13 protein-coding genes are annotated in these 14,606 nt (G+C 37.5%); 9 read left to right on the top strand and 4 right to left on the bottom strand.

Annotation, left to right across the window (positions count from 1 at the left end; all coding sequences use genetic code 11):
• Window positions 1-41 precede the first annotated feature (41 nt).
• Both G440_RS0105760 and G440_RS0105755 read left to right on the top strand, forming a co-directional pair.
• Window positions 42-1,193 (top strand): lycopene cyclase family protein, encoded by a 1,152-nt coding sequence (locus G440_RS0105760; protein ID WP_026450432.1) that lies wholly within the window; start codon window positions 42-44, stop codon window positions 1,191-1,193.
• Window positions 1,194-1,739: 546 nt separating this feature from the next.
• Entirely contained in the window at window positions 1,740-3,047 is a 1,308-nt protein-coding gene (locus tag G440_RS0105755) for an APC family permease (protein ID WP_026450431.1), read from the top strand.
• A 194-nt stretch (window positions 3,048-3,241) separates the two neighbouring features.
• Here the strand turns inward: G440_RS0105755 and G440_RS0105750 are convergent, their stop codons facing one another.
• Together G440_RS0105750 and G440_RS0105745 are read right to left on the bottom strand one after the other, a co-directional pair.
• Window positions 3,242-4,192 carry an aldo/keto reductase gene (locus tag G440_RS0105750; protein WP_026450430.1) on the bottom strand — a complete coding sequence of 317 codons (951 nt, stop codon included), beginning with the start codon at window positions 4,190-4,192 and terminating at the stop codon, window positions 3,242-3,244.
• 121 nt (window positions 4,193-4,313) lie between these two features.
• Window positions 4,314-4,784 carry a GtrA family protein gene (locus G440_RS0105745; RefSeq protein ID WP_026450429.1) on the bottom strand — a complete coding sequence of 157 codons (471 nt, stop codon included), beginning with the start codon at window positions 4,782-4,784 and terminating at the stop codon, window positions 4,314-4,316.
• Between the two features lie 310 nt (window positions 4,785-5,094).
• Between G440_RS0105745 and G440_RS0105740 the strand changes: the two genes are divergently transcribed.
• Entirely contained in the window at window positions 5,095-5,607 is a 513-nt protein-coding gene (locus G440_RS0105740) for a hypothetical protein (RefSeq protein ID WP_026450428.1), read from the top strand.
• A 255-nt stretch (window positions 5,608-5,862) separates the two neighbouring features.
• Here the strand turns inward: G440_RS0105740 and G440_RS0105735 are convergent, their stop codons facing one another.
• The gene (locus G440_RS0105735) at window positions 5,863-7,134 is read right to left on the bottom strand and encodes a DEAD/DEAH box helicase (RefSeq protein ID WP_026450427.1); all 1,272 of its coding nucleotides are present in this window, start codon (window positions 7,132-7,134) and stop codon (window positions 5,863-5,865) included.
• Window positions 7,135-7,381: 247 nt separating this feature from the next.
• Here G440_RS0105735 and G440_RS0105725 point away from each other — a divergent pair, with 247 nt between their 5' ends.
• Window positions 7,382-8,629, top strand: a complete 1,248-nt coding sequence (locus G440_RS0105725; protein WP_026450426.1) for a YCF48-related protein — start codon at window positions 7,382-7,384, stop codon at window positions 8,627-8,629.
• 83 nt (window positions 8,630-8,712) lie between these two features.
• Here G440_RS0105725 and G440_RS0105720 read toward each other — a convergent pair whose 3' ends face one another.
• Window positions 8,713-9,387, bottom strand: a complete 675-nt coding sequence (locus tag G440_RS0105720; protein ID WP_026450425.1) for an RNA polymerase sigma factor — start codon at window positions 9,385-9,387, stop codon at window positions 8,713-8,715.
• A gap of 106 nt (window positions 9,388-9,493) precedes the next feature.
• On the opposite strand from G440_RS0105720, the gene G440_RS0105715 reads away from it, so the two are divergent.
• The 5 genes from G440_RS0105715 (at window position 9,494) to ahr (ending at window position 14,599) form a co-directional block, all read left to right on the top strand.
• On the top strand, window positions 9,494-9,877 hold the full coding sequence (locus G440_RS0105715) for a hypothetical protein (RefSeq protein ID WP_026450424.1): 384 nt from the start codon (window positions 9,494-9,496) through the stop codon (window positions 9,875-9,877).
• A gap of 207 nt (window positions 9,878-10,084) precedes the next feature.
• Entirely contained in the window at window positions 10,085-11,962 is a 1,878-nt protein-coding gene (locus tag G440_RS0105705) for a tetratricopeptide repeat-containing sensor histidine kinase (protein ID WP_026450423.1), read from the top strand.
• Window positions 11,962-12,726, top strand: a complete 765-nt coding sequence (locus G440_RS0105700) for a LytR/AlgR family response regulator transcription factor (RefSeq protein ID WP_026450422.1) — start codon at window positions 11,962-11,964, stop codon at window positions 12,724-12,726. The genes G440_RS0105705 and G440_RS0105700 overlap by 1 nt, the downstream gene beginning before the upstream one ends.
• 327 nt (window positions 12,727-13,053) lie before the next feature.
• The gene (locus tag G440_RS0105690; RefSeq protein WP_026450421.1) at window positions 13,054-13,581 is read left to right on the top strand and encodes a nuclear transport factor 2 family protein; all 528 of its coding nucleotides are present in this window, start codon (window positions 13,054-13,056) and stop codon (window positions 13,579-13,581) included.
• A 10-nt stretch (window positions 13,582-13,591) separates the two neighbouring features.
• Entirely contained in the window at window positions 13,592-14,599 is a 1,008-nt protein-coding gene (gene ahr, locus G440_RS0105685; RefSeq protein ID WP_026450420.1) for an NADPH-dependent aldehyde reductase Ahr, read from the top strand.
• The last annotated feature ends 7 nt before the right edge of the window (window positions 14,600-14,606 follow it).

Here is a 14,606-nt window from a genome sequence, read left to right as displayed (position 1 = left end):
GAACCTAGTCAAGCTCCTCCTAAGTAAAATAAAAACCAAAAATGAAGTACGATTATATAATTGCAGGTTCAGGATGTGCAGGCTTGAGTCTTTTATTTAGGATGCTAAAAGATCCCATTTTAAAGAACAAAAAGATTTTAGTAATTGACAAGAGTAAAAAAACCGATAACGACCGAACTTGGTGTTATTGGGAAGAAGGCACAGGTTTATTTGAAGCTATTGTAACCCACGAATGGCGAAGGCTTCAATTTTTAACTTCAGAATTTATCAAAGAATTCCATCTGGAAAACTATAGCTATAAAATGATCAAAGGTCTTGATTTTTACAGCTACGTTTTAAGTTTTGCTGAAGAATTCGAAAATGTAGTTTTTAAACAGGAAGCCATTAAAAGTATTCAAACTGAAACCAATGCTGCATTGGTGGAAACTGAAAATGGAAAATATACTTCAGATTACGTATTCAATTCCACCAGCCTTTTTAACCCTGAAATAAACAAAGAAAACTCCCTGTTACAGCATTTTGAAGGCTGGGTGATAAAAACCAAAGAACCTACTTTTAACAGCGAAGTCGGAACCTTGATGGACTTTAGACTCGATCAGAAAAACGGAGCCACGTTTATGTATGTTTTACCAACTTCTTCTACGGAAGCTTTGGTTGAATATACTTTATTTAGCCCTGCGCTTTTAAAGAAAGAGGAATACAAACTTGCATTAAAGGAGTATATTAAGAATTATCTCCATATTGATGATTATGAAATTCTCCACACAGAGTTCGGCGTAATTCCAATGTCTTTAGCAAAATTTTCAAGAACTACAGATGCTTCAGAACTAATAATAAACATAGGAACCGCCGGAGGACATACAAAGGCAAGCAGCGGCTATACCTTCCAATTTATTCAGAAAAACACCGAACGGATAATAAGCCAATTACAACTGAGTGGCAATCCGAATGTAAAAATGACTTTCCGAGAGAAAATGTTTCAATGGTATGATCGCACCTTGTTGGAAGTTCTTATTTCCAACAAAATGAAAGGAAAAGAGGTTTTTTCATTATTATTCGGGAAACGTTCCCCTGAAATGATTTTAAAATTTCTGGCCAATGAAAGCTCCCTCGTGGACGACATAAAGATTATGAGTAGTTTGCCTATTGGCCCTTTTTTATCGGCTGGGGTTAAACAACTGAAGAGCAATTAATAAGTTTGCCCTGAAAGGGCGTAATATCTTAACATCGAGCAACGCTCGATGCTGGGAAAGCCTTAAACATCTAAAGCCCTGAAAGGGCGAAATAGTTAAACTATATTATGGAACGGTGGACATTGCCATTAATACCGCCCTATCAGGGCTGGTTTTAGACTGATTATGCGACCCATAAGGCGTTGCCTTATGTTATAGTACGTTGCCTTTTCAGGGCATATTCGTTTTATAGCAGGTTGCGAGATGGTTTTTGCTTTCGTTGAGAACACAAGCGAGGTGCTCGCAGCAGCGGGGATAACCTGATCAGTACAGTGCTTCCAAAAATTACCTTTTCAAAAACACAAGGTTGGCTCTTGTTTTCGGCAGCTTCAAAGGGCTTGTTTGCGGGTCAAACTCAACTCTCAGCACAACAAAAATAATCATGTTACTGATTACGGATAAACAAATTGGATTATAATTACTAAAATCAACTAGCCAATTTTTATTTAAATGAATTCATAATTTCCTGATTATAAACTACCTTTATATTACTTCAAGAAAAAAGTTTTGAAAAAATCTAAGGAAACCATCCAATTAAAAGATGCGATAGCAATTGGCATTGGAGGCATGGTAGGCGGTGGGATTTTTGCGGTTTTGGGGTTGGCAGTCTCCCTCGCAAAAGGTGGTACGCCGCTCGCCTTTCTATTTGCCGGCATCATTGCTTTATTTACTGCCTATGGCTACTCAAAACTCTCGCTTTCCTTTCCGGACCGTGGTGGTACAGTACGTTTTGTAAATGAAGGTTTCGGCAAAGGAATTTTCAGCGGAGGTATAAACAATGTACTTTGGGTGAGCTACATTATTATGCTGGCATTATATGCGAGCGCCTTTGGTTCGTACGCGCCAAATCTTTTTTCCATTACAGGTTCTAAAGCCATTGACACCCACATTTTCGTGAGTGGTGTTATAATTTTGGCTTCGCTTATAAATTATTATAGTTTAGAAGTCGTGGGCAAAATAGAAAGTATAGCTGTTTTTGTCAAGCTTTGTATTCTTATTGCTTTTGCCGCCCTGGGGGTTTACGGTCTCTTCGGAAACGCAAATGTTTCCCAACTTAACCCCTCTAACTGGGAAAGTCCGTTTTTACTACTTACCGGGGGTATGGTAATTTTCGTGGCCTATGAAGGTTTTGAACTGATTGCCAATGCAGTCCCAAATTTAAAAAACCCAAAGAAAAACGTGCCTAGGGCCTATTTTATCTCTGTCGGTTTTGTGGTTTTACTTTATATCGTTATCGCAATGATTACTGTGGGTTCGCTGAGTTTTGACAAAATAGCCAATGCAAAAGATTATGTTTTGGCCGCGGCCTCAAAACCAATGATTGGGCAGTTAGGATTTACAATTATGACTATTGCGGCACTCATTTCCACATTTTCAGCAATAAACGCTACTATTTACGGCGGAAGCCGCGTGAGCTACGAACTTGCCGAAGATGACGAACTGCCACACTCCTTTACCTCCCAACTTTGGAACAAACCCATCGGTTTATTTATTACCGCTATATTAACCTTACTAGCGGCTAATTTTCTAAACCTGGAAAGTATTTCTACTTCTGGCAGCGCTGGTTTTTTAATGATTTTTGCCGTGGTTAATTTTACGGCTTACAAAAAAGCCAAGGAGATAAATGCCAGTAAAATAATTACGCTCCTCGGTGCCATCTTATGTGCTTTGGCTTTTATTGTGCTAATTGTACAACAGTCTGGGAGTAATATCTTGGGAGTGTCTATTTCTATCGGCATTATTATTATCTGTTTTATCGTAGAGTGGATTTTTAAAAAAGGTTTCCTAAACAGCACAAAACAAGATGATAATTAGATGGTCGGGTTATTCAAAATTTATACTCCTCCTTTATTCATCAACAACAACTGCCAAACATTCGTTTTAGATATTGATAGTATCAAATGATACTATGACTGGCACAATCTAGTAGTCTGATTTCATCAACAACTTATAGCAGTGCTTTTTCAAAAACACTCGAAAATTTTAATTCGAATTAGGAAGTGAAAAATTTAGAAAGAACTCACTTCATTTAAAACCTCCATATCTTCTTTATTCAATTGCAATTGCGGTGCCTTGATAATAGATTCCATTTGTTTTAAACTTGTCGCACTAACAATTGGAGTGGTGATGGTTGGTCTAGCCAGTAGCCAAGCCAAGGAAACAGCAGCTTGTGTGGTGCCGTGTTTATGTGAAATATTATCTAAAGCTTCTAAAACCTTAAATCCCTTTTCATTTAAATATTTTTCCACTCCCCCACCTCGTTGACTTTTATTGAGGTCTTCTTTAGCTCGATATTTTCCAGTTAAAAACCCAGAAGCCAAAGAGGAATAACTCAAAACACCCATATTATTTTCTTCAACTATACTGCGCAATTCGTTTTCATAAGCGTCACGTTCCATCAAATTATACAACGGCTGTAAGGTTTGATATTTTGGAAGTCCTTCTCTTTCTGAAGCTTTTAATGATTCACGAATTCGCTCGGGTGACATATTACTGGTACCAATAACGCGAATTTTCCCTTCCTTTATCAATTGTTGATAAGCAGAAAGTATTTCTTCAACTGGAGTAATCTCATCGTCAAAATGAGTTTGGAATAAATCGATATAGTCGGTTTTTAAACGCAGTAGCGATTTCTCCACATTTTCCAGAATCGCCTTCTTACTAACATCCTTTGGATGCTCATTATTTTGAGATCCCGTTTTAGTAGAAAGAATGATTTTATCACGATTTTTTCTTTCGGCAAGCCATTCCCCAATTATCGCTTCAGATTCACCTCCCTTATTTCCAGGAACCCACCAAGAATATGTATCAGCAGTGTCAATAAAATTAAAGCCTGCATCGACAAAGGCATCAAGTATTTTAAATGATTGTTGTTTATCTATTGTCCAGCCAAATACGTTCCCGCCAAAAGTTAATGGGGCTACTTTAAGTCCTGATTTTCCGAGTTCTCTTTTTTCCATAATATATTTTCAATTTTCATAAAAATAAAGGAAATGTAGCTGAATAGCCGATCAATTATACAATAGTTAACTAAATGCAGTCTCCTTTCTAATAAGATTTGGAATTCTAACCAAAAAACAATCAAACAACCTTAAAGCTAAACTTATTCTGAAGTAAATAACTATAAGCAACCGCGATAAAAACAGTAAGAATTTTGGAAGGCGTAGGATAAAAGCCAAGAAAATCAACAAAAAATTTCATACAGATATAACTGAGTATTAGCGCCCCCATTGCCACCAGAAAGTACCTAAAAAACTGGGTTTTCCAAGGTAAATTAGATTTTTCGAAGGTGATAAACTTCTGCAACAAAAACCCAGTCACAAAAGTAATTGGAAACACAAAAAACAGCGAAGCAATATGCGGACTTAGCACCACAACGCCCAGATCCACATTCTGTTTGGCAACAATAAAATTGTAAAAGATAAAATAAAGCACCGTATCTAAAACCAAGTTACCGCCGCCGCACGCTGCATAACGATATGTTTTTAGGGGAAGAAAACGCCTAAATATAAAATAGAAGGCGTCAATAAATGTGATGATGCTGTTTTTCATGCTAGATGGAACGCAAAGTTAAGCATAAGATTAAAGAAGTTACGGGTTTTATCTTTTGAAAAAGAAGTTACCAAAAAAGTAAGTTTCGATTTCAATTTGGATGATGTCGAAAACTTCAGAGAGCTTTGCCCCTATTATTATTCTTATTCAAAGAATATTTTGCCAAAGTCTAATTCTAAAGCTTTTTAAGTGGAAGACGTCTGTCTATTAATTTCATATCTGTTACTCATAAAATACTGTAAATGATTATTTTATAATGATTTCATGATGTGATTTTCAAAAATATTATTTAATTTTCCAAATAAAAACCATGCATCCATACATTCCTCACTTGCTTTCGGATATCGCCGCAGCTCACCAAAAAGAGTCTAAGGCGGGTTATCTTGATCATGAAGATGATGATTTATCTCTTGAAGAGCTTTTTGCGGATGTGGAACGGTATATTGCAGGTAAAGAGGAGCCCACCTTTGCTTATTATTGTGGCTTGGAATCCATAGATTTTCCTCCTCCCGAACAGCTGGACGACGATGACTTAAAAAAAGTTTGTAAAGCATTTGAGCAAATGATGCAAACATGGAATTTGTCTATCGCTTTACCTGATAATTTGCCATTGCCATTTGCATACCACCTAACGGTAGATATGCTCAATACCAAAACCAACATTCCTAAAACAGGAATGATAACTTTTGATTTTTGTAGTGGATATGCGCCCGACTGCGATTTAAAGTCTTATTGCCCCTGTTTGGAATTTTGGAATGAATGCGACGATGAAATGGAAGATTACGATGACATTATATTTGGCAACGACGATTTACCTTTTTAAGTTTATCGAACTAATTAATTTCCCTTATACCAAATTGACAATGTAATGTAGCATTTAAACTTGTTCATTTTCCGTTCCATTTCCTTGCTCATAAATTCCAAAATTGTATAAAAGCAAAAAGTCCGGATAAAATCCGAACTTTTTTATAATAATATTTCCAAAATAAAGATAGGAAATGAAAAGCTTAACAAGCTAAAACTATCTAAAGTGGGTTAAAATTATTGAGCCTCAGTAAAATCGAAGTTCTTAGAATAATTATCTTCTCCCTCCACCTCTGTTACCTTTTCCTTTAGAAGAACTACTCCCTCTGCTTCCAGAATTACGTCCACGACTGTGGTGCGCGGCTTTTTGGCGTTTCTTTTCTGCCTCGGCTTCTTTCACATCGGCCATGGTTTCGGTAGGTTCAAAGTCTGAAAGTATTTTAGGCTGAAGACGTTCGCCTATTAATTTTTCAATATCTCTCAAATAACCAACTTCATCAAGACTAACTAACGAAAGTGCTTCACCGCTAGCGCCCGCTCTTCCAGTACGTCCAATTCGGTGAACATAGTCTTCCGAGATATTAGGTAATTCATAATTAACAACGTGTGGCAATAAAGGAATATCCAAACCTCGAGCTGCAATATCTGTTGCAACCAAAACACGAACCTTTCCTTCCTTAAATCCAGAAAGTGCTCTTGTTCTTGCGCCCTGACTTTTATTTCCGTGGATTGCCGCAGAAGTTATTTTTGCTTTTTCCAACTTTTCGCTCAAACGGTTAGCACCGTGCTTGGTTCTCGTAAACACCAAAACCTGTTGCCAGTCACCTTCAGAAATAAGCTTAATAATTAAGTCTGTTTTTAGTGCTTTATCAACTCTATAAACCGTCTGGTCTATTTTTTCAACCGTAGTATTTTCCGGTGTAGCTTCCACTAAAACAGGATGGTGAAGAAACTCATTGGCCAGTTTTTTTATTTCCTTTGAAAAAGTTGCAGAAAACAAAAGATTCTGTCTTTTTGAAGGGAGTAAAGAAAGTACTTTTTTAATATCGCGAAGAAAACCCATATCGAGCATTCTATCGGCTTCGTCTAAAACCAAGATTTCAACTTTGGCAAGCGAAAGCGCGCCTTGATTTTCAAGATCCAATAATCTTCCTGGTGTTGCCACCAAGATATCTACACCGTTTCGCAAGGCTTTAATCTGTGGATTTGCACCTACTCCACCAAAAATAACGGTAGAACGCAAATCTGTAAATTCACTGTACTCCTGAAACTCAGCCTGCACTTGGGCGGCCAATTCACGGGTTGGGGTAAGTATTAACGCGCGAATCGGCCTTTTTCGTAAAGCTGGTTCGCTGTTTAAAATTTGTAACATAGGTAAAGCAAAGCCCGCAGTTTTCCCACTGCCCGTTTGTGCTGAAGCCAACACATCTTTTCTTTCCAAAATTAAGGGAATTGCTTTTTGTTGAATAGCCGATGGCGTATCATATCCTTTTTTGCTAATAGCTTTTAGCAGGGCATCGGATAGCCCAAGTGATTTAAATGACATAAAATTGATTCAATGTTCAAAATTTAAGGTTGCAGATTTTGAATTTTGAATTTTAAACCTTGAACTTTTAATTAAGGCGCGAAGGTACGGCTAATTTTCTGCGTGGAGGTTTTTCAATGAATTATATAGAAAATTTGGCTTTACTTTCTGAAAACATGGACAATTTGGGAATAGTTGCTACTATTTTTTGTCTTTTATACCACCCTAGGTTTTATATTTACAGTACAAACCTTAAAAATATCCCACTATGAAAATCAGTACATCCCTTTTAAAAACATGTATTCTCAGTTTGACTCTAATACTAAGCAGCGCAACACTATTGCAAGCACAGACTTTTGAGTACAAAGATTCAGGAACAGATTTCATTCTTTACGACCTTTCCATCCCACAAGGCCAAAGCTCCATTGCCTATGCCGCAGGATCAAAATTCACCTTTGACACGGAAGGTATTATTATCAAGACAGAAGATGCTGGAGAAACTTGGGAAACTATTTATCCAGTATCCGGAACCTCAACAAGTTTTGAAAAAATTGAATTTGTTACCACGGAAAAAGGTTTCGTTGCTGGCTACAATCTTTTTATGAAAACGGAAGATGGCGGTACTACTTGGACACCAATGACGGTCGGAACCGACGTTTATCTTTACAACAACCTTTCTTTTTACAATGAAGACGTAGGTTTTGTTTCGGCACAACTTGACGATGCGCCCTATTTTGCCATTTATCTTACCATTGACGGCGGTGATACTTGGACAGCAGCTTCAGACATACTTGCGGCCGGTGGAATCAACATTGCCTATGCTGATGAAACCACTTTATTTTCGGTAGGTGCAGACGAGCGCATTGCAAAATCAACCGATGGCGGAGACACTTGGAACGCAATTTATTCAGGAATGATTCAAAATTATTTCCTTTCAGTTTATTTCAAGGATAAAGATAATGGCGTTGTTGCGGGAGAAGATGGACTATTAAAAACAACGCACGACAGCGGAGCCACTTGGAGCGATTTTGCAACTGGCTATCATCATTTTTATGCATTGGCCTATAAAGGAGATCAACTAATGGCAGGTGGTACCGATACAGATATTTATTTTTCTGAAGACAATGGTGCAAACTGGAGTCAAATCTTTGTTGGAAACGGTCAAAATCAATTATACGATATAGAATTTTTTGAAGATGGATCAGGATTGATTAGCGGTTCGGGTGGGATTATGATAAAATTTGAGGACGTATTCTTAGGAACAGAAGACAATCGAATTTCAGAAAATGAACTTATAAGCTTTTACAATTCAAATTCTAAAACTTTCAACCTTCAATCTAAAAGCGAGAAGATAGAGGGTGTAACAATTTACAATATCACCGGGCAACTTGTTGGAACATTTACAAACGATTCTAACAGCTTTAGTAAAGATGTTTCGGCTTTTGCGAATGGAGTTTATCTAGTAAATGTTAGCAGCAACAATCAGACTAGCAGTTTGAAGTTTTTAAAGCAATAATTTTATTTATTATTAAATAATGAAAGGGGCCTAAAATAATTTACGCCCCTTTTTTATTGCAAAAAAAATGGAAAGAACAATCCTTACAAATCTTGGATTCGATCCATAACCTTTTCAACCATTGCATCACATTTATGATTTCCAAACTCAAAGATGGAAGCATCGTGGGTGTTTTTAAAGAGTTCATCCTTTAGTAAATTCTTAGCTCGGTGCAATCGCACTTTCACGTTGCTATCCGTCAGGTTTAAGCAAGCCGCAATTTCTGGATTGGACAAACCTTCCATTTGATGAAGCACGAAAACTACTTTATATTTTTCCGGCAATAGATCCACGGCCCGTTCAATCAAGACGCGCGTTTCAGATTTAATAGCTTGTTTTTCTGGATTCATTTGATTTGTATCTGGTAAGTTAAAAATGTTTTCCAAGCTTTCTGTTTGTCCGTAGTTAGTTACTATTCTATTATTCTTTCGCAAATATTGCAGAGCTTCATTAATCCCTATTCTTATTAACCAAGTAGAGAATGAGGCTTCGTTATTAAACTGGTATAATTTGAGATACGCTTTTACATAAGCCTCCTGCATAATATCCCGAACGTCATCTTCAGAGTGAACATAACTTCTTATCACCCTAAAAAGACGTTGGTTGTAGCGCCTAAGTAAAATTTCGAAGAGTTCTTTTTCGCCATCCAAAACACGTTCCACCACTTTAGAATCTGGCAATTTTGTCAAGGTAAATCGGTCGGGTTGGGTTGCATTCATGATCTGTTTTTCTTTTTAGATGCCATAGACAACCTAAAGTTACAAATTCTGTAACCGTTTTTCTTTTGTGGCATCAAATGAATAGAACTTAAAAATTAAAAAAACTATGACGACATTAACTAATACGACTGAAATCAACAAATTACAAAACCTTTTAAAATATGTCTTTGGGATTGTTCCCATCGTCGCCGGACTGGACAAATTTTTCAACATTTTGGTACAATGGGATACCTATCTAGCACCTGTAACCTTAGATCTACTTCCGTTTAGCGGCGCTACTTTTATGATGATTGTTGGCGTAATCGAGATTATTGCAGGAATAATCGTTCTTTTTAAAACCCAGTTGGGGGCGTATATTGTCTCCATTTGGTTATTACTTATTGCTTTAAGTCTACTTTTTACTTGGCATCATCCAGATGTGGCGGTTCGCGACATTGTGATGGCGACTTCTGCTTATGTTTTGGCTAAGTTGAGTGCTCTTAAAAACTAAATTTCACGACTCACTAGTTTTGTTGAAAAATCTTCCCTACCAGCTTTTATCGCGGAAGGGAAGGTTTTTATTTTTAAAGCAATAGCAGTAAAACGCAAGCTAGATTACTCTTTTGCAATAAATTAGTTTCAAATAAATGAAAAGATTTCTTATTAAAAAATAAAATAATCGTAAATTTAGAATCCACAAACAACCAATTATCACAAAATGAAACGACTATTACTCACCGTAGTATTAGCTTGCGTTTCGTGGAGCAGTCGGCCTCAAGCTTCTTCTCAGACACAAGAAGACACGTCTAAAACTTCCGCTTCGGAAATAATTCCGATACCAAAAGACACACTCCAAGTTTACAAAAACTTCAATAAAACCATTCAGCTTTCCAAAAAGAACAAGGATTTCAAAAGCCTTGGCAATGCCTATATCGGTTTGGCAAAATGGCACGAAGATCATACGGTGCTGGACTCTTCCATAGTTTATCTGCAAAAAGCAATTGCCATTTACGAAAAGCAGAAAATGCCCAAACTTTTGGCGGATACCTACCTTTTATTGGCAACCAATTACAGCGGAACTGCGGAATACGATAAAGGATCTCAAGCTGTTTACAAAGCCTTGGCGCTTTACGAAAAAACTGACGACCAGCGCGGAATTGCAAAAAGCTACACAAAAATAAGCGATCTTTTATATTACTCAGACAGTTATGCCGAAGGTGCGGAATATTGCAAAAAAGCCATCGTCATTCAAGAAAAAAACGGTTATGAAGATGATTTACCTCTTTCATATCGACGGCTTTCGGAAAACCAATTATTTTTAGGTAATCTGGAAGAAAGTTTGGAAAACATGAACCACGCCATCACCCTCTATAAAAAAATTGGCGAAACCGGTCCACCGCTCTTGGCTTGTTATAATGGTCGCGGGAACATTTACAAATACATGGAACGCTATGATGATGCAATTGCAGATTATAAGCGTTGCTATGAAGGCGCTAAGAAAATAGGGCTTACCCGCTATATGATGCCACCAACAGCAAATATTGGCCACGTTTATATTTTACAGGGAAAATATACCGAAGCCCTACCCTACAATTTAAAGGCGATTGAAATAATGAAACGCATAGGCAACACCAAAAATCTTTGGGAAAACTATATGCACGTTTCCAATATTTACAGTGAATTGGGCGATTATAAAAAAGCTCTGGAATACCACGAACTTTACCAAGAAGGCCACGCCGAATACCTCAACACCATCATAGCACGGAAGGACAGTGAGTTGCAGGTGAAGTATGAAACGGCCAAAAAAGATATCGAAATCTTAGACCAAGAGGCTAAGATTTCACGACAGCGAAAAACCCAAAGCCTATATATTGTCTTGGCAGTATTACTCGCAATCATTCTCTTCGGAATGTATTTCACGATGAAAAATATTCGCAAAAAACGGAAAGCGCTTTCTGCATTAAATGTAGAATTAAACACCAAAAACCTTCAAAATGAATTGCTGCTGAAAGAAATTCACCACCGCGTTAAAAACAATCTTGAAATGGTGAAAAGCCTTATCGCGCTTCAATCGGCAAAACTGGAAGACGGTGTCAGCAAAGAAGCTATGCTCGCTAGCCAAAACAGAGTGCAGAGTATGGGCATCATTCATCAAAAACTATATCAAGGGACCAATCTGGGCGCGATTGAAATGAAGGATTATTTTGTGAATTTAGGCGAAGGCATTCTAGATACTTTCAATGCCGAAGAAAAAGTGAAGATAGAATGCGCCATGGACGATCTAAATTTAGATGTGGACACCGCTGTACCCATCGGCCTTATTGTAAATGAACTTTTAACCAACGCTCTAAAATACGCTTTCCCCGAAGGAACTAAAGGGCAAATAAACATAAGTCTTACTCAAGAAGACAACGATCTTTTACTAAAAGTTTCCGACAACGGCATTGGTAAAACCGAAGGTTCAAAACCTAAGGGAACAGGTTTTGGTACGCAATTAATTCAACTGCTTACAAAACAGCTAAACGGCAGCATTTCTGAAGATTATAAAAATGGAACTTCAGTTTTTTTCAACTTTAAAAATTTCAAGACAGCCTAATGGAAAAAGCGGTGAAAATATTGATTGTGGAGGATGAAATGGTGATTGCCGCAAATATTTCTTTACAATTAACCGAGCTGGGCTATGAAGTGATAGGTGTTTTGCCCCGAGGCGAAGAAGCACTATCACATATTGAAATAGAGCAACCCGATATCATTTTGATGGATATACGGTTAAAAGGTGAACTGGACGGAATTGACACCGCAAACCTAATCCACCTAAAGTATTGCATACCTATTATTTTCCTTACCGGAAACGCGGACAAAGAGCATTTTAATCGCGCCAAAGAGACGCATCCATACGCTTTTATTTCAAAACCTTTTAAGAAGTTGGATTTGCAACGGGCCATCGAACTGACTATAGACCGTTTAGCTGAAGAGAAAACCGAAGGAGAAGCGAGTTCTGAAAATCTGGAATCCAAAACAGAAAGTCCTATAACCAATTTTATATTAAACGATCGCATCTTTATTCGGCATAACGAAAAGATGTTGAAAATAGATATTAAGAACATTTACTACATTGAAGCGGACCGGAATTATTGCCGTATTTTCGCCAATGGTAAAGAGTATCTTTTAGTAATGACCTTAAAGGACATTGACGAAAAACTTCCACAAAAACATTTCCTCAGAATTCACCGCAGTTACATCATCAATCTTTCCCAAATAGATGAAGTGGCTGGTACGCATGTGGTTATTTCCAAAAAAGCCATCCCGATGAGCAAGGTCATGCGGGCAGAACTTCTTAAGCGATTGCAAACTATTTGATTTTTTGACGTCTTTCCTGCAAGGTGTCATTGCGAGGCACGAAGCAATATTCTTGTAGGTATAATTTTTTCTGTTTTTCACCTCCAAGCTTCCATTTCATATTCGAGTAATGCATTCTATTCTCATTATGGAAAAAGCCAATTTCCATTACTTATTTTTAACCAATAGCTAAAGTTCAGTGGCCATCCATATTCTTTGATAACCATACAGATACATTCGGACACTTTTAAAGGCTCTTCGTCCTAAACAACTTTTCCTTCTCGCTGATTGTCCGTTACTTAGATGTACTTCCTCACGAAATTTGTTTCACAATAAAATCTTTCAATTATGAAAACGGTACTTCTTTTGGGGCTTGCAATCGTCCTTTCATTAACCGCTTGCCAAAAACAGGAAAAGCGCTACACCCAACAATCCTCAGAAATAGACACTTACAAAAAAGTGATTGAAGCTTATGATAAGCAAGATTGGGAAGCTATGACTAGGCATTATGCAGATACCGCAAAAATAATGAATAATGTCACTGAAGCGGAAGGACAAACTCTAGCAGAATTGGTTGCTAGTGATAAAGAAGACGCCGCTCTGTTTTCAAGTTGGGGATATGTAAACGACCAATCTGAATATGAAATGACAATTACCGATGAAGGTAAAACCTATGTAAACTTTTGGGGAACCTGGAAAGGTTCTCTAGTCGCAAATAATAAAACGTACACCATTCCGACACACATTTCAGCCCAATTTATAGATGGCAAAATTGTAAAAGAATTTGGCTATTGGGACCTTTCAAAAATTATGGTGGATTTACAAGCAATGCAGCATGCAGAAGCAGCTATTAAAAGTGATTCAATCAATTTATAAAATTAAAATTATGAAAGTTAACGGATACGCAGCCACTGCCCCAAAAGCAAAACTAACGCCTTATTCTTATGAATTAGGAGCGAGAGGTTCTGAAGAAGTAGATATTAAAGTTTCCTATTGTGGCTTATGTCATTCAGATATAAGTATGATAAATAATGATTGGGGAATGTCGCAATACCCATTTGTTCCTGGCCACGAAATAATTGGAGAAGTAATAGCTACAGGTAATGCAGTTAAAAATGTGAAAGTTGGAGATAAAGTAGGATTGGGATGGATGGCTTCTTCCTGCATGAGTTGCGAGCAATGTATGCACGGCGACCACAATCTCTGCGCCAAAGGCGAGGCTACCATTGTAGGTAGAAACGGTGGTTTTGCAGATTATGTTCGTGGGCATTGGTCTTGGGCAATTCCACTTCCAAAGGGCATAGATATGAGTAAAGCAGGACCCTTGCTTTGTGGCGGGATTACAGTTTTCAATCCTATAATATTAGCTGGTGTAAAACCAACGGATAAGGTTGGTGTAATAGGAATTGGAGGATTAGGACATATGGCTATAAAGTTTCTAAAACATTGGGGATGCGAAGTGATTGCCTTTAGCTCAAACCCAAATAAAAAGAAGGAAATTTTGAATATGGGAGCCAGCCAAGTGATTAATTCTACAGCTCCCGAAGAATTAGAAAGCATCATCGGAAAACTAAATTTTATTTTGAATACCACAAATGTAACATTGGATTGGAATTCATACTTGACAGCTTTAGCACCGAAAGGAAAATTTCATACAGTAGGAGCAGTTTTGGAGCCGATGGCAATTCCTGCATTCAGTTTGATGTTGGGCGAAAAAACGGTTGGCGGAAGCCCAATAGGCAGTCCTGCATTAACTAGAACCATGCTAGATTTTTGTGAAAGACACAACATTTATTCAGAAGTTGAAGAATTCCCAATGACAAATGTAAATGAAGCAATTGAACACCTAGAAAACGGTAAAGCAAGGTTTAGAATAGTACTGAAAAACAAATAACACCTCA

The organism is Aequorivita capsosiphonis DSM 23843 (assembly GCF_000429125.1).
Lineage (GTDB): Bacteria > Bacteroidota > Bacteroidia > Flavobacteriales > Flavobacteriaceae > Aequorivita > Aequorivita capsosiphonis.
The sequence above is the reverse complement of the archived record's forward strand: the minus strand, read 5'-3'. Positions and strand labels throughout refer to the sequence as shown.